The organism is Nocardia sp. NPDC059229 (assembly GCF_042754165.1).
Lineage (GTDB): Bacteria > Actinomycetota > Actinomycetes > Mycobacteriales > Mycobacteriaceae > Nocardia.
In genome coordinates this window covers 24,390-38,375 of the sequence record NZ_JBHZAK010000002.1, presented here as the reverse complement: position 1 = coordinate 38,375, position 13,986 = coordinate 24,390, and the positions used below count along the sequence as shown (strand labels likewise).

13 protein-coding genes and 1 riboswitch are annotated in these 13,986 nt (G+C 69.9%); of the genes, 6 read left to right on the top strand and 7 right to left on the bottom strand.

The window, feature by feature from the left end; genetic code table 11:
- Positions 1 to 128: 128 nt before the first annotated feature.
- Positions 129 to 298, bottom strand: a riboswitch (M-box (ykoK) riboswitch).
- Between the two features lie 404 nt (positions 299 to 702).
- Both ACFXHE_RS06495 and crcB read left to right on the top strand, forming a co-directional pair.
- Entirely contained in the window at positions 703 to 1,221 is a 519-nt protein-coding gene (locus ACFXHE_RS06495; RefSeq protein ID WP_379380522.1) for a fluoride efflux transporter FluC, read from the top strand.
- Positions 1,218 to 1,577: a fluoride efflux transporter CrcB gene (gene crcB / locus ACFXHE_RS06490; RefSeq protein ID WP_379380521.1), complete on the top strand. Its 360-nt coding sequence runs from the start codon at positions 1,218 to 1,220 to the stop codon at positions 1,575 to 1,577. Before ACFXHE_RS06495 ends, crcB begins: the two co-directional genes overlap by 4 nt.
- Positions 1,578 to 1,682: 105 nt before the next feature.
- On the opposite strand, the gene ACFXHE_RS06485 is transcribed toward crcB, so the two are convergent.
- Positions 1,683 to 2,570: an alpha/beta fold hydrolase gene (locus tag ACFXHE_RS06485; protein WP_379380519.1), complete on the bottom strand. Its 888-nt coding sequence runs from the start codon at positions 2,568 to 2,570 to the stop codon at positions 1,683 to 1,685.
- Positions 2,571 to 3,124: 554 nt separating this feature from the next.
- Between ACFXHE_RS06485 and ACFXHE_RS06480 the strand changes: the two genes are divergently transcribed.
- Entirely contained in the window at positions 3,125 to 3,649 is a 525-nt protein-coding gene (locus ACFXHE_RS06480; RefSeq protein ID WP_379380517.1) for a hypothetical protein, read from the top strand.
- Here ACFXHE_RS06480 and cbiE read toward each other — a convergent pair.
- Positions 3,646 to 4,890: a precorrin-6y C5,15-methyltransferase (decarboxylating) subunit CbiE gene (cbiE, locus tag ACFXHE_RS06475; RefSeq protein WP_379380515.1), complete on the bottom strand. Its 1,245-nt coding sequence runs from the start codon at positions 4,888 to 4,890 to the stop codon at positions 3,646 to 3,648. The genes ACFXHE_RS06480 and cbiE overlap by 4 nt on opposite strands.
- Positions 4,887 to 5,648, bottom strand: coding sequence for an SDR family NAD(P)-dependent oxidoreductase (locus tag ACFXHE_RS06470; protein ID WP_379380513.1), 762 nt, complete (start codon positions 5,646 to 5,648; stop codon positions 4,887 to 4,889). The genes cbiE and ACFXHE_RS06470 overlap by 4 nt, the downstream gene beginning before the upstream one ends.
- A 67-nt stretch (positions 5,649 to 5,715) precedes the next feature.
- On the opposite strand from ACFXHE_RS06470, the gene ACFXHE_RS06465 reads away from it, so the two are divergent.
- The gene (locus ACFXHE_RS06465) at positions 5,716 to 6,138 is read left to right on the top strand and encodes a PPOX class F420-dependent oxidoreductase (protein WP_379380511.1); all 423 of its coding nucleotides are present in this window, start codon (positions 5,716 to 5,718) and stop codon (positions 6,136 to 6,138) included.
- 85 nt (positions 6,139 to 6,223) lie between these two features.
- A complete protein-coding gene (locus ACFXHE_RS06460; RefSeq protein ID WP_379380509.1) occupies positions 6,224 to 7,387 on the top strand; it encodes a serine hydrolase domain-containing protein in 1,164 nt (387 codons plus the stop codon).
- 23 nt (positions 7,388 to 7,410) lie between these two features.
- Here ACFXHE_RS06460 and ACFXHE_RS06455 read toward each other — a convergent pair whose 3' ends face one another.
- On the bottom strand, positions 7,411 to 8,538 hold the full coding sequence (locus ACFXHE_RS06455) for a M24 family metallopeptidase (RefSeq protein ID WP_379380507.1): 1,128 nt from the start codon (positions 8,536 to 8,538) through the stop codon (positions 7,411 to 7,413).
- Between the two features lie 379 nt (positions 8,539 to 8,917).
- On the opposite strand from ACFXHE_RS06455, the gene ACFXHE_RS06450 reads away from it, so the two are divergent.
- Positions 8,918 to 9,886, top strand: coding sequence for a 5'-3' exonuclease H3TH domain-containing protein (locus ACFXHE_RS06450; protein WP_379380505.1), 969 nt, complete (start codon positions 8,918 to 8,920; stop codon positions 9,884 to 9,886).
- Here ACFXHE_RS06450 and ACFXHE_RS06445 read toward each other — a convergent pair whose 3' ends face one another.
- The 3 genes from ACFXHE_RS06445 to ACFXHE_RS06435 all read right to left on the bottom strand — a co-directional run bounded on the left by ACFXHE_RS06445 (position 9,887) and on the right by ACFXHE_RS06435 (position 13,986).
- Positions 9,887 to 10,294 carry a hypothetical protein gene (locus ACFXHE_RS06445; RefSeq protein ID WP_379380504.1) on the bottom strand — a complete coding sequence of 136 codons (408 nt, stop codon included), beginning with the start codon at positions 10,292 to 10,294 and terminating at the stop codon, positions 9,887 to 9,889.
- 154 nt (positions 10,295 to 10,448) lie between these two features.
- Positions 10,449 to 11,177: a DUF4333 domain-containing protein gene (locus ACFXHE_RS06440; RefSeq protein ID WP_379380502.1), complete on the bottom strand. Its 729-nt coding sequence runs from the start codon at positions 11,175 to 11,177 to the stop codon at positions 10,449 to 10,451.
- 112 nt (positions 11,178 to 11,289) lie between these two features.
- Complete coding sequence (locus tag ACFXHE_RS06435; protein WP_379380500.1) at positions 11,290 to 13,986, bottom strand: DEAD/DEAH box helicase; 2,697 nt, start codon at positions 13,984 to 13,986, stop codon at positions 11,290 to 11,292.

The window sequence follows — 13,986 nt, the reverse complement described above, 5'->3', positions numbered from 1 at the left end:
GGATACGGACTATCGCCGGAACTCATTCGCCCCTCACCTCCTTGCCGCCGGGACGCACGCGCGTCGACCACATCTACGGGTGTCGCACCTGGCGGAGGGGAAAAACAATGCCACGACCAGTGACATTGCGGGCACCCCTCTCGTCAGAGCTTCGGCACTGCACGACGTATCCCTTCACGGGAAGCCACTTCGGATCACCCCTTAATCCGGGGAGATCTGTCCTAACCCTGGGCGTCTCTCGACGTCGTCGGATCAGTGGCCTGTGTTCGTACAGGAGCCTCGCCTAGCGAGGTGCTGACCGACCCATACTGAACCCGGGGACGTGACCGAGTCAAATTACTCGGCGCTCGAAGTCGTCGATTTCACCACCCGCAGCTGGGCCAGCTTCCCTTCGGACCCACCGGATCCGTTCCATCGCAACGAAATTCGGCCAGGACCTCGGTTCCTTCCGCTGCGCCTTCCAGCGCTGGCACGGCCACCCGCCGGCGACCCTGGATGCCGCGTCCGCACCCGGAAGCCGCAGCGCATGGGGCGTGATCTGACCCACATCGTCAGCGGAGACCCGCGTAGGCTCGCTATCCTGTTCGAGATGCGGCGGTGGGGCTCGCCGCTCCGAATTCACGGAACAACCGCGGCCACCGGCCGCCAACAGTCCCTACCCCACAATGACACCCTCGGGGTGCGCTGGAGTAGGAGACGCGTGTGAGCAGTGAGCTGGATTCGACCCATGGTGTCGAGACCTTCGAACCGATCGACCCCGATGTCGATCTGCATCAGCCCGGGCAGCCACAGGAACTGTCGCGATCGCACGGTGCGATCCTGGCTGTGATCTCGATCGGCGGGGCGCTCGGCGCGCTGGCCCGATACGGGCTCGCGCTGGAGTGGCCCACCCCGGTCGCCGGGTTCCCGTGGGCCACCTTCCTCACCAATGTGGCCGGCTGCTTCCTCATCGGCGTGCTGATGGTGATCGTCACCGAGACCATCACCGCCCACCCGCTGGTCCGCCCGTTCCTCGGCGTCGGCATCCTCGGCGGATTCACCACCTTCTCGACCTACGCGAACGAAACTCGCGGACTGCTGCAACCGGGCACGGTCGCAACAGCATTCACCTACATGGCCGCCACCCTGGTGTGCGCGTTGCTGGCAACCCTGGTCGCGGTCCGTCTCACCCGCGCGGTCTGCACCCACCAGATCGCCCGACGCCGGGAGGCCACCGCATGACCGCGCTGCTCGTCATTCTCGGCGCGATGGTCGGCGCCCCGGCGCGGTATCTCACCGATCGCGCCATCCAGACCCGCCACGACAGCGTCTTCCCCTGGGGCACACTGACGGTCAACCTCACCGGCTGCCTGGTCCTGGGTTCGCTCACCGGCGCCGCGGTCTCGTCTCCCACCTACGCGCTCGTCGGCACCGGATTCTGTGGCGCACTGACCACGTACAGCACGTTCGGCTACGAGACCATTCGTCTCGCCGAGCAGCGCTCGTATCTGTACGCCACGCTCAATGTCGCCGTGAGCATCATCGCGGGGCTCGGCGCGGCGCTGCTCGGATACACCACCGCCCACGCACTGGGGTAGCGCGGCAACGCATCTCGATCGACACAGGGCGTAGCAGGACATGTCCACCCCTGCGGAACTCGTCGGCCTCTGACCTCGGCTGCGCCGTTGCCCGACGCCCGCCGGTCACGGCGTGTTGCCGATTCCGAGGGAGGCGAGGATGTCGGCCGCACGGTCGACGAACAGCAGGTGGCCCGCACCGGGCACGAGGTGCAGCCGGGCGTCCGGGAGCGCCGCGGCGAGCCGGCGGGCATCGTCGGCGGGGACATTGCCGTCGGCCTCACCGTGCCAGACCTGCACCGGCACGGTCACGTCGGACAGCCGGAATCCCCATTCGCGGGTGAAGACCAGGCGAATGTCGGAAGCCAAACCGCGGCTGCCCTGCTCGAAACTGCGCCGCAGATTGGCCTCCAGCTTGTCGGCCAGCTCGGGATCGCCCTCGACCCGCTCGCGATCCACGTCCGCCATCTGCGCAACCAATCCCGCGACCCCCTTCTGCCGGCGGATCACCAGCGACATCTCCATCGCGATCGGATACACCAGAAAAGGGGCCCGCCGCAGGACATTCAGCCCGCGCCGACGCCGGCGCGCCACCGGATCGAGGTCCGCGGCGTCGGCCTGTTCACCGAGCGGCGCGGGCGCGGAAATGAGCGCCACACCCGTAACCCGGCCGGGCAGCCCGGCCGCGACGGCCAGCGCGAACGGCCCGCCACCACTCACCCCGATGACCCCGAATCGCCCCAGCCCCAGCCGATCCGCCAGCGCGGCCACCGTGCCGACCCAGTCCGCCACCCGCTCCCCCGCGGGCAACGACGATTCCGCCATTCCGGGCCGATCGACCCCGATGACGCGAATTCCCGCCGCCACCCCGGCCGCATCGAAAGCCTCACCCTCCAAATGTGTTCCGGGCACGCCGTGGCAGTACAGAACCGGTATTCCCGCTCCCGCACCGTACTCGGCATAGCTCACCCGGCAGTGCGGCAAAGCAATCGTTCGCGACGCAGCGGCACTCACGCCGAGCAGCCTAGGCCAAACCCGACCCCCGCAGGTCGAGCAACCATGTTCCACACCTGCCGGGTCGCGGCGCCCTCGGTTCCTGCCCCTGCCTTTCCTGCGGCCACTGACGGTCGGGTGGACGGTGCGCCGCTGGGAGGCGCTCACTCCCCTGGCGCTCACCTTCGCCGAACTCGTGGCCCGGCGGCCTCGCAGCGATCCTTCCGGCCCTGCTGTGATGGATCTTCCGACCCGAGCGATCTCCCCGCTACAGATTCACGACGTCTGACCTGTGTTGTTGCCAGATCTGCGGAACGCCTGGACTATCGAAGGGGACGGGCTCGACGTGGTCGAGAAGTGTTGGGGCAGGGTGGCCCACGAGTGCCATGTGGTGAAACTCAATGGGCTGACCTGTGTGTCGCTCTTGTGCCACCGTGCCGGACCGGCCCACAGCGAGATGGTCGCCGCCGAATGAGCGAATACATGGCAATCGCTGTGTGGTGCCGTTGCACCGCCTCGCTCTGCGCCCGGCACCGAGCCCGGCAGTGGAATTCGGCACGGAAGGATCGAAGGCGATGACCGACATGATGATCGACCCGGCGGCCGCGCGTACCCAATTCGCCCGCCCCGGGGCGGCGGCGCCCGCCCCGATACCGGCGCGCGGCGAAATCTCCGGCCCGGCCGCCGTCTGGCAGCAGGCGAAAACGGTGCTGGTGACCCGGACCACCGGCCCGCGCCGGCTGGTCACCGTGCCGCGGCTGGTGGTCCCCATCGGTGACAACGGTCTCGCCTTCCGGACCTCGTCGTTCTCCACCGAGGCCGAGCAACTCGCCGAGGACGGCCGGGTGCTGGTGCAGCCCGGCGACTGGCGCGGCAATCCCAAACTCGGTTCCCGCCAGCTCCAGGGCACGGCCCGCCTGCTGAGCACGGGCACTTTCGTGCCCCGGGTGCAGGCCGAGATCGAGGCCAAGTACGGGTGGCGCACCGCCCTCGCCCGGGCCGCGCACCGCCTCGCCAACGGGAACGCGCCCTATGGCAACCTCATCGTGCTGGTGACCGTGTTCGAACCCGGCCCGCTCGCCCTGCCCCCGATCGACTAGCCCGCTGCCACACGGGGTTTCACGACCGACCACTGGGTCACCGGCAGCTGTGGCCGCCAGGCGGTGAAGCCGCCCAGCGGCTCGGCCCGATACACCTGGAAACGGCGCAACGCACCGCCGTGCCGCTCGGCCAGGCGCAGTAGCAGCACATCGGATTCGGCGGTCACCGCGCTCGCGACCAGCCGGCCCCCCGGGCGCAGCCGCTCCCAGCAGGCGTCGAACATGTCGTCCTGGGTGAGCCCGCCGCCGATGAACAGCGCATCCGGCGCGGGCAGCTCCGTGAACGACTCCGGGGCCGCGCCACGCACCTCGACACCCGGAACACCCAGGGCCGTGGCATTGGCCGCAATCTGCTTGCGGCGGCTCTCCATTCGCTCGAAGGCGACGGCGCGGCAGGCCGGGTTCGTGCGGCACCACTCGATGGCGATGGTGCCCGAACCGCCCCCGACATCCCACAGCAGTTCACCCGGCGCGGGCGCCAGCGCCGCGAGCGTGAGCACCCGCACCTCGGCCTTGGTGAGCTGGCCATCCCCGCCGTACACCTCGTCGGGCAGGCCCGGCATCCGCGTCAGGCGCAGCGAAACCCGGTCGGCGACACCATCGATGGCCACGACGTTCAGCGCATCTCCGGCCGGGTGGTCCCACCGCGCGGCGGTACCGCACACGATCCGCTCGTCCGGCCCGCCGAGTTGTTCCAGCACGGTGAGCGCCGACCCCCCGAAGCCATTGCGCGCCAGCAGCTCCGCGACCCGCGCCGGAGTGTGCTGGTCGGAGCTCAGCACCAGCACCCGGCGCCCGCCGGACAATTCCGGGAGCACCGTCTCCACAGGCCGCCCGACCGCGCTCACCACCGGCGTCTCGTTGAGTGCCCAGCCCAGCCGTGCGCACGCCAGCGACGCCGACGACGGCTGCGGCAGCACCCGCAGGGCCTGCGCTCCAAGCAGTTTCGTCAAGGTCACGCCGATACCGAAGAACATAGGGTCGCCGCTGGCCAGCACACCGAGCCGCCGCCCCGCGTACCGTTCCAGCAGCCCCGGCAGCGCGGGCACCAGCGGCGAAGGCCACGGCACCCGCTCCGCCCGCGCCGCATCCGCGGGGATCAGCACCAATTGCCGTGCGGAGCCCAGCAATACCTCACACGCGGCGATCTCGCGCCGCGCCGCGCCGCCCAGACCGTCCCAGCCGTCAGCACCGATGCCGATCACCGGAATCGGCACCATCGGGCGTGAGGTTCCGGTCATCGCGGCATCCGCCGCCACACCGAGTACGGCACATAGCGCATGGCCACGAACAGCAGCCGAATCCGCCGCGGCACCGCCACATCCCGCACCCGCCGATACAGCCCCGCCACCACCGCGTCGGCCACCTGATCGGGTGTGCTCGACAGCGGCGCGGGCTCCATCCCGGCCGTCATCCGCCCGATGACGAATCCGGATCGCACCATGAGCAGGTGAACTCCGCTGCCGTGCAACGCCATCTGCAACCCGGACGCGAACCCGTCCAGACCGGTCTTCGCCGAGCCGTACACGTAGTTCCCGCGCCGCACCCGCACACCCGCGATGGAACTGAACACCACGATCTGACCGTCGCCCTGCTCGCGCAGCAGATTCGCCAGACTGGTGAGCACGCTCACCTGGGCGACGAAATCGGTCAGCACGATCTCGACCGCGTGCGCCGGATCCTCCTCGGCCCGAGCCTGATCCCCGAGAATCCCGAACGCCACCACCGCCACGCCGATGCGCCCGTGCTCGGCGATGATCTTCTCCAGCAGCGGCTGGTGCGACGCCATGTCGTCGGCGTCGAACTCGACGCAGTGCACCGCCGCCGCCTCGGCGATCAGCAACTCCTTCATCTGTTCCTGTAGCTGGTCACTGCGGCGCGCCGCCAGAATCACCACCCGGCCGGGCGACAGCCGTCGCGCCACCTCCAGCCCGATTTCACTCCGCCCGCCGAGCACCAGCACGACGCCCTTGTCGACGTCCCGCGATCCGAAACCCATGGCCCACAGTTTGCCACCCGGGCACCACTGTCCGGTGCTGCCGAGGCCGGATTGCTAGCGTCGGATCATGACCAGCACCGCCGCACGCCCGGAACTGTCGCCCGCCGCCGCCGACTTCGTCACCGAACGCCACCTCGCCACCCTCTCCACGCTGCGCGCCAACGGCACCCCGCATGTGGTCGCGGTCGGGTTCACCTGGGATCCCGAGGCCGGCATCGCGCGCATCATCACCAATGACGGGTCGGTCAAGGTCAACAATGTGCGGCGCTCGGGCTACGCGGCGGTGAGCCAGGTCGACGGCCCGCGCTGGATCACCCTCGAGGGTCCCGCCACCGTGCTCGACGACCCCGATGCGGTGGCCGACGCGGTCGAGCGCTACGCCGGGCGCTACCGGCAGCCCCGGGAGAACCCGACCCGCGTCGTGATCGCCATCGCTGTGCAGCGCGTGATGGCCAGCAGCGTCTTCAAGGGCGACACCGCCGGGCACTGACACCGATCCCGGTTGGTGCGCGACCGATTGCTTTGCGGCACACGGCACGTCCAATCTCTCGAGTGCGCACCAGAGAGGGAGAGCCATGTCCACGCTCCGAGAAGTGTTGCAGGCACACGTCGAGGACGGCGGTGTGCCCGGCGCGGTCGGCCTGATCGCGCGGGGCGACCGGGTGGAGACCGCCGCCGTCGGCCTGGCCCACGCGGGCGGGACGGTCCCGATGGCCGCGGATTCGCTGTTCCGCTGGGCGTCGATCACCAAACCGCTGACCGCCGCGGCCGTGCTGATGCTCGTCGAGGACGGGGTGATCGGGTTGCACGACCCCATCGCCCCGTGGCTGCCCGAACTCACCCACCCGCGCGTGGTCCGTACCCCCGGCAGTCCCCTCGACGAGGTGGTGCCCGCCCATCGCCCGATCACCGTCTTCGACCTGCTCACCTCCCGGGCCGGCTACGGCTGGGCCTCCGATTTCGAGCTGCCCGCGGTCCAGGCGCTGTTCCCCGTGCAGCGCGACGGCCGGGAACCGCAGAGCTACCCGTCCATGGACGAGTGGCTCGCCGAACTGGCCGCGCTGCCCATGCTGGCCCAGCCGGGCACCGCATGGCTCTACGACACCTGCTCGGTCCTGCAGGGCGCACTCGTCGCCCGCGCCTCCGGCCGAACCTTCCCTGACTTCCTCGCCGAGCGGCTGTTCGAACCACTCGGCATGCAGGACACCGGTTTCACCGTCCCCGCCGCCCACCGCGACCGCTTCACCAGCTACTACCGCCGCGGCGACACCGGCCTCGAACTGGCCGACGCCCCCGACGGCCAGTGGAGCACGCCACCGGCCTTCCCGCTCGGTCACGGCGGCCTCGCGGGCACCGCAGGCGACTGGCTGCGCTTCGCGCGCCTGCTGCTCGCCGACGGCGTCACCCCGGAGGGCCGGAAACTGCTGTCCGCCAATGCGGTTCGCCTCATGACCACCGACCACACCACCCCGGCCCAGCGCGCCCACGGCGATCTGTTCCTGGAGGGCCAGGGCTGGGGCTGCGGCGGCACGGTCGACATCGCCCGGCTGGAGCCGTGGAACATACCGGGCCGCTACGGCTGGGTCGGCGGGACCGGCACCTGCGCCCACATCATCCCGGCCACCGGCACCGTCACCATCCTCCTGACCCAGGTCGGTGTCGACAGCCCGACCCCAGATACGACCATGCGCGACTTCTGGCGCCACGCCGCCACTTTCGACGCCGACGCTGCCCACTGACCCGAAATCGGGTGGGGGTGGATCTATAGGCGGGTCAGTCCGTGGGGGCGGTTGTTCATCGACTCGCAGCCGTCCTCGGTGACGATCACGATGTCCTCGATGCGCGCGCCCCAGGCCCCCGGGAAGTAGATGCCCGGCTCGATGCTGAAGGCCATGCCCGGCGCGAGGACCAGGTCGTTGCCGGCCACGATGTAGGGCTCCTCGTGCACCGACAGTCCGATGCCGTGGCCCGTGCGGTGCACGAAGTAGTCGGCCAGCTCGGCCGCGGCCAGCACATCGCGGGCGGCGGCGTCGATGGATTCGGCGGTGACGCCCGGGCGCACGGCGGCCACCGCGGCGGCCTGGGCGCGTTCCAGTTCGGCGAACTGCGCGGCCACCTCCTCGCTCGGCTCGCCCAGCACGTAGGTGCGGGTGGAATCGGAGAAGTAGCCGGGCTCGACCGGACCGCCGATATCGATCACCACCACGTCACCCGGCTCGATAACGCGGTCCGACACCAGGTGGTGCGGGTCCGCGCCGTGCGGGCCGCTGCCCACGATGACGAAATCGGCCTCGGTGTGGCCCTCCTCGACAATGGCGGCCGCGATATCCGCGCCCACCTCGGCCTCGGTGCGGCCGGGACGCAGGAACTCGGCCATGCGGGCGTGCACCCGGTCGATGGCCGCGCCGGCCCGGCGCAGGGCCTCGATCTCACTGGGGTCCTTCACCATTCGCAGCACCCGCAGCAGCGGGGTGGCCGAAACCGGTAGCGAGCCAAGCTGATCGGCGATGGGCAGCAGGTGCAGGGCGGGCATGACATCGGTGACCGCCACCCGCGCACCGGCATTGAGCACGTTCCGGACAATGCGATACGGGTCCACCCCGTCCACCCAGTCCACGATCTGCAGCCCCAGCTCACCGGCCGCCGATCCCTTCAGCGAGGCCAGCTCCAGCTTCGGGATCACCACCGAGGGCGTCTCCCCGCTGGCCGGGATCACCAGACAGGTCAGTCGCTCGAAGGACTGCGCCCGCGACCCCATGAGGAACCGCAGGTCAGGACCCGGTGTGATGAGCAACGCGTCGAGATGAGCGTTGCGCGCCAACTCGGCCGCCCGCTCCAATCGTGACCCGTAGACCTCCGCTGCGAACCGTGACTCGTCATGAGCGCTCATGCCCACCGACGCTACTCCCCAACCCCGCCACCCTCCAGCCACCGCCGAACTTCGCACCCCCACCACTGTGTGCCACCACCGGACCACGCCCCGAGCCCCTGCCGCTCAGCAGGTTTCGCCCAACTCGCGAACGTCATATTGTTTCAACCGCACCGACCCGACTCGACGCCAACTCCGACGAGCAATCCCTGGGCGGCGTGTGGACCGGGGCCAACAGCCTGCGCACCTACCACCCACGTCGTGGAGCACCGGTCCGGACTCCGCGGCCGCAGGGCGGCGAGGTATCGGCGTCCGACGAGCGCGGAGACGAATTCCATGCGCCCGACTACCCAACCGCGCTGCGCGGACCTGTCGGCCGGTCCCGGTAGGGTCGACCGCTATGAGCACCCCTGCCGCCGGTCCGCTGCTGCTGCTCGATGGGGCCAGTCTGTGGTTCCGGGCGTTCTATGCGATCCCGGAGAAGATCACGGCACCCGACGGGCGGCCGGTCAATGCGCTGCGCGGGTTCACCGACATGGTCGCCGCGCTGGTCAAGCAGCATGCGCCGAGCCGGTTGGTGGTGTGCCTGGACCTGGACTGGCGGCCGCAGTTCCGGGTGGACCTGCTGCCGTCGTACAAGGCCCATCGGGTGGCCGAGGATGCCGGCGAGCCGGTCGCCGGGGTCGTGGCCGAGGAAGTCCCGGACACCCTCACCCCGCAGGTCGACATGATCATGGAGGTGCTCGAAGCCGCCGGCATCGCGACCGCCGGGGCCGAGGGCCTGGAGGCCGATGATGTGATCGGCACCCTGGCCACCCGGGAAGGCACCGACGAGGTGATCGTCGTCAGCGGCGATCGGGACCTGCTGCAGCTGGTCCGCGACACCCCGGCACCCTCGGTGCGCGTCTTCTACGTCGGCCGCGGCCTGGCCAAGGCGGAGCTCTGGGGTCCGGCCGAGGTGTCCGCCAAATACGGTGTGCCGGAAGAGAATGCGGGCCCCGCCTACGCCGATATGGCCACCCTGCGCGGCGACGCCTCCGATGGCCTGCCCGGCGTCGCGGGCATCGGCGACAAGTCCGCCGCCCAGCTCATCTCCCGTTTCGGCTCGGTGGAGGCCCTGCGCGCCGCGGCCGCCGACCCGGACTCCGATCTCGCCAAGGGTGTGCGTGCGAAACTCGTTGCCGCCGACGACTATCTGAAGGCCGCGGCCCCCGTCGTCCGGGTCGTCCGGGATGCCGACGTCGCACACTCGGGCCCGGACCTGCTGCCCGTCACTCCGGCGGACCCGGATCGCCTCGCGGAACTGGCCACCGTCTACAACGCCGAGAACCCCGTCAAGCGGCTCATCACCGCCATGGCCACGCGCTGATCAGTGTCGTAGCGGGCCCACGGGCCAGGTCTCGGGCTTGCCGTCGAGATCGGTGATGGCGGCCTCGGTGAAATAGCCGTCCCGCAGATTGCGCAGGGTGATGTGGGTGGTACCGGTGGCGGTGTTCCCAGCGGCGCAGCTCGGCTGGCACACGCGCCGGTACTCGGTGCCGTCGCCCTCGGCGGTGTCGGGACCCCAACTGCTCCAGGTGATGTCGCGGACGCTGAGCCCGCCGTCGCCACATGCCAGCACCATGGCGGCAGGCTGCACATCGGCCTTGTTGGTAATGCAGTCGTTGACCACGGGACCGGTTGCCTCGGCGCCCGCGAACGGCGCGGATGCCAGCCCGGCGCTCGCCACGGCCACCACGGTCGCGGTCCAGCCCACGATATGAACAGTCGAATTCATCTTGCCCCCCGATCACGATCAACGAGAAGATTTCGGCCCACTGTACTCGTCGGCGACGATCAGCCAACCCCTGGCAAACGCGAGAGCCCGGCCGCGATCGTCCGATCACGCCCGGGCCCAACACAATTGGCCAGATTCCCCCGCCCGAAAAAAATCAGCTGGGGCGGCCGACCTCGTAGGTGCCGTCATCCTTGGTGATCTTGATGGTCACCTTCTTGCTCTCGCCACCCACCTTGAGGGTGCAGTCGAAGGTCTTGTCGACCTCGACCTTCTGACCCGACGGGCAGCTCACGTCCTGGACGTCGTCGATGCCGTAGGAGTCCTTGAGCACCTTCTGCACCCCGGACTGCACGGCCTTGTTGTCCAGCTGGTCCTTGCTCAGCAACCAGGCCAGACCACCGCCGGCCGCGGCCAGCACCACCACGACGGCGACCACGATCCCGATGATCAGACCGGTCTTCTTCTTGCCGGCGGGCGGCTGCTGCGGCTGCGGCCACTGCTGGCCCGCCTGCTGGTTCCAGTCCTGCTGACCCGGCTGTCCGGGCTGACCCTGCTGCGGCCACTGCGGCTGCGACTGCCCCCACTGCTGGTCGCCCTGCGGCTGCTGCCACTGCGGCTGGCTCTGCCCCCACGGCTGCTGCACCGGCTGCTGCGGCTGCGACTGCCCCCACGGCTGCTGCGGCTGGCCCTGCCCCCACTGCTGGGCCGGCTGCTGCTGTTGCGACGGGTCGCCCCACTGCGTGGTCGGCTGCGCGGGCTGCTGGCCACCCCACTGCTGAGTCGGTCCGGCGCCGGGCGCGGGCTGCTGGCCGCCCCACTGCTGCGTCGGATCGTTGCCTCCCCCTTGACCAGGGGCGTCATTCGGTCCGTACGGGCCGCTCATCTGCTTGCCTCCAATAGCAATCCGTTGTACTCACGCTAGCCCCCCGAGTGGGAACACGCTCGTGTTCCCACTGCGGTCGGTACATCCAAGAATCAAAGCACAGTCGTATCTACTACGCCGCGTCCACGGCTACGACACCCCGGCGGATGGCCCGCACCGCCTTGCTCGCGGTGGCCGCCACCTCGAGGTCGTCGGCGGTGCTGTGAATCTGGTCCAGCAGATCGATGACCTGGCGGCACCAGCGCACGAAATCGCCCGCGGAGAGCGGGTTTCCGCGATCGCCGCTGGCGAGCAGAGCATCGGCGAGATCGTCGCCGCGGGCCCAGGTGTAGACACCCGTGACGAAACCGAGGTCGGGTTCCCGGGTGGGCTGCACCCGGTGCCGGGACTCGTCGGCACGCAACTGCGACCACACCTCGATGGTGGCGTCCACGGCCCGGCGAATCGGCGCGGTCGGGCCCGAAGCGCCCAGGTAACCGCCCTCCTGCCGGGATTCGTACACCAGGATGGACACCACCGCGGCCAGCTCGGCCGGGCCGAGCCCGCGCCACAGTCCCTGCCGAAGGCTTTCCGCCACAACCAGATCCGCCTCGGCATAGATGCGGGCCAGGCGGCGGCCGTCCTGGGTGACCTCGCCGTGCTCGACGTAGCCGCGCTCCTCGAGCAGCCCGAGGATGCGGTCGAAGGTGCGTGCCAGGGAGTTGGTGGTGGCCGCCACCTGCTGGCGCAGGTGCTCGGTCTCGCGCTCGACCCGGTTGTAGCGTTCGCCGATACGCGCCAGCTGCTCCCGGTCCGGCCGCGAGTGCGCCGGATGATTGCGCAATGCCCGCCGCAGGGTCTGCAGCTCGCGGTCGTCGGCGGCCTTGGACTTGCCGCCGCCCTGCCGCCCGCGCCGCGGCGCGGTGATGCCGGTGCTGCGCAGCGCGGACGCCAGGTCACGGCGCACCCGCGCGGTGCGGTGGTCGACGTGCTTGGGCAGCCGCAGCCGGCCCAGCGATTCGGCCGGGGTCGGGAAGTCGGCGGCCGAGACCCGGCCCGCCCACTTGTCCTCGGTGAGCACCAGCGGACGCGGATCACCCGGTGTCGCATCGGGTTCCAGGATCACGGCCAGACCCTGGCGGCGTCCGGACGGAATCACCACCACGTCCCCGCGCCGCAGTGCGGTGAGCGCCGACACCGCGGCCTGCCGCCGGTCGGTGCGGCCCTGCCGTTCCAGGTGCCGCTCCCGGTCCCGGACGCGTTCGCGCAGCTGGATGTATTCGAAGAAGCTCTCGTCGCCGAGCTGCGAGCGCAGCTTGCGGAGCTGGGCCTCGTTGCGTTCGATGCCCCGCACCAGGCCCACGACCGACCGGTCGGCCTGGAACTGGGCGAAGGACCGCTCCAGCAGCGCCCGCGACTCCACCGCGCCCATGCGATCGACCAGATTGATCGACATGTTGTAGCCCGGCCGGAACGACGACCGCAGCGGATAGGTCCGCGTCGAGGCCAGACCCGCCACCGCGCTGGTGTCCACCTCCGGCTGCCACAGCACCACCGCGTGGCCCTCGACGTCGATCCCGCGCCGCCCGGCCCGCCCGGTGAGCTGCGTGTACTCCCCCGGCGTCAGCTCGGCGTGACTCTCGCCGTTGAACTTCACCAGCCGCTCGAGCACCACGGTCCGCGCCGGCATATTGATGCCGAGAGCCAGTGTCTCCGTGGCGAACACGGCCCGCACCAGCCCGTGCACGAACAGTTCCTCGACCGTGTGCCGGAAGGCGGGCAACATGCCCGCGTGGTGCGCGGCGAAACCGCGGTGCAGCGCCTCGCGCCACTCCCAGTACCCGAGTACCTCGAGGTCACTGCGCGGCAGGTCGCCGGTGTGCTTCTCGATGATGGCGTCGATCGCTTCACGATCGTCCTCGCGCGAGAGATCCAGCCGCGAGCGCACGCACTGTGCCAGTGCCCCATCGCATCCGGCGCGGCTGAAGATGAACGTGATCGCCGGCAGCAGCCCCTCGTCGTCGAGCCTGGCGATCACCTCCGGCCGCGGCATGGGCCGGAACGAGCGCCGCGGCCCACCGCGACCACGACCCGGCACCGCCCAATTGTCCATCCGGTCAACGGCTTCGCGGTGCTTGATGTAGCGCTGCAGGTCCCCGTCCACGATCACCTTGGCGTCGCTGGACTTCGGGTCGAACAGGTCGAACATGCGCCTGCCGACCATGACGTGCTGCCACAGCGGTACCGGCCGGGTCTCGTCCACGATCACCGCGGTGTCACCGCGCACGGTCTCCATCCACGCGCCGAACTCCTCGGCATTGGAGACCGTCGCGGACAGGCTGACCAGGCGCACCTCCGGCGGCAGGTGCAGGATGACCTCCTCCCACACCGCGCCGCGGAAGCGGTCGGCCAGGTAGTGCACCTCGTCCATGACGACGTACGAAAGCCCGCGCAGCGCATCGGAACTCGCGTACAGCATGTTGCGCAGCACCTCGGTGGTCATCACCACCACCGAGGCGTCGGGGTTGATGGACTGGTCGCCGGTCAGCAAGCCGACCTCGTCGCGACCATAACGTTCGGTGAGATCGGCGAACTTCTGGTTCGACAGCGCCTTGATGGGCGTGGTGTAGAAACACTTCCCGCCCGCGGCCAGCGCCAGATGCACCGCGAACTCGCCGACCACGGTTTTGCCGGCGCCGGTGGGCGCGCAGACGAGCACACTGTGCCCGCCCTCGAGCGCCTCACACGACTGCCGCTGGAACGGATCGAGCTCGAATTTCAGTTCGGTGGCGAATGCCGCCAGTTCGCCAGTAAGCGACCTTGATGTCAC

Excerpts from the sequence above, each read along its gene's own strand:
- crcB (WP_379380521.1), top strand. The coding sequence starts at position 1,218 with ATGACCGCGCTGCTCGTCATTCTCGGCGCGATGGTCGGCGCCCCGGCG.
- ACFXHE_RS06480 (WP_379380517.1), top strand. The coding sequence starts at position 3,125 with ATGACCGACATGATGATCGACCCGGCGGCCGCGCGTACCCAATTCGCC.
- cbiE (WP_379380515.1), bottom strand. The coding sequence starts at position 4,890 with ATGACCGGAACCTCACGCCCGATGGTGCCGATTCCGGTGATCGGCATC.
- ACFXHE_RS06470 (WP_379380513.1), bottom strand. The coding sequence starts at position 5,648 with ATGGGTTTCGGATCGCGGGACGTCGACAAGGGCGTCGTGCTGGTGCTC.
- ACFXHE_RS06465 (WP_379380511.1), top strand. The coding sequence starts at position 5,716 with ATGACCAGCACCGCCGCACGCCCGGAACTGTCGCCCGCCGCCGCCGAC.
- ACFXHE_RS06460 (WP_379380509.1), top strand. The coding sequence starts at position 6,224 with ATGTCCACGCTCCGAGAAGTGTTGCAGGCACACGTCGAGGACGGCGGT.
- ACFXHE_RS06455 (WP_379380507.1), bottom strand. The coding sequence starts at position 8,538 with ATGAGCGCTCATGACGAGTCACGGTTCGCAGCGGAGGTCTACGGGTCA.
- ACFXHE_RS06450 (WP_379380505.1), top strand. The coding sequence starts at position 8,918 with ATGAGCACCCCTGCCGCCGGTCCGCTGCTGCTGCTCGATGGGGCCAGT.
- ACFXHE_RS06445 (WP_379380504.1), bottom strand. The coding sequence starts at position 10,294 with ATGAATTCGACTGTTCATATCGTGGGCTGGACCGCGACCGTGGTGGCC.
- ACFXHE_RS06440 (WP_379380502.1), bottom strand. The coding sequence starts at position 11,177 with ATGAGCGGCCCGTACGGACCGAATGACGCCCCTGGTCAAGGGGGAGGC.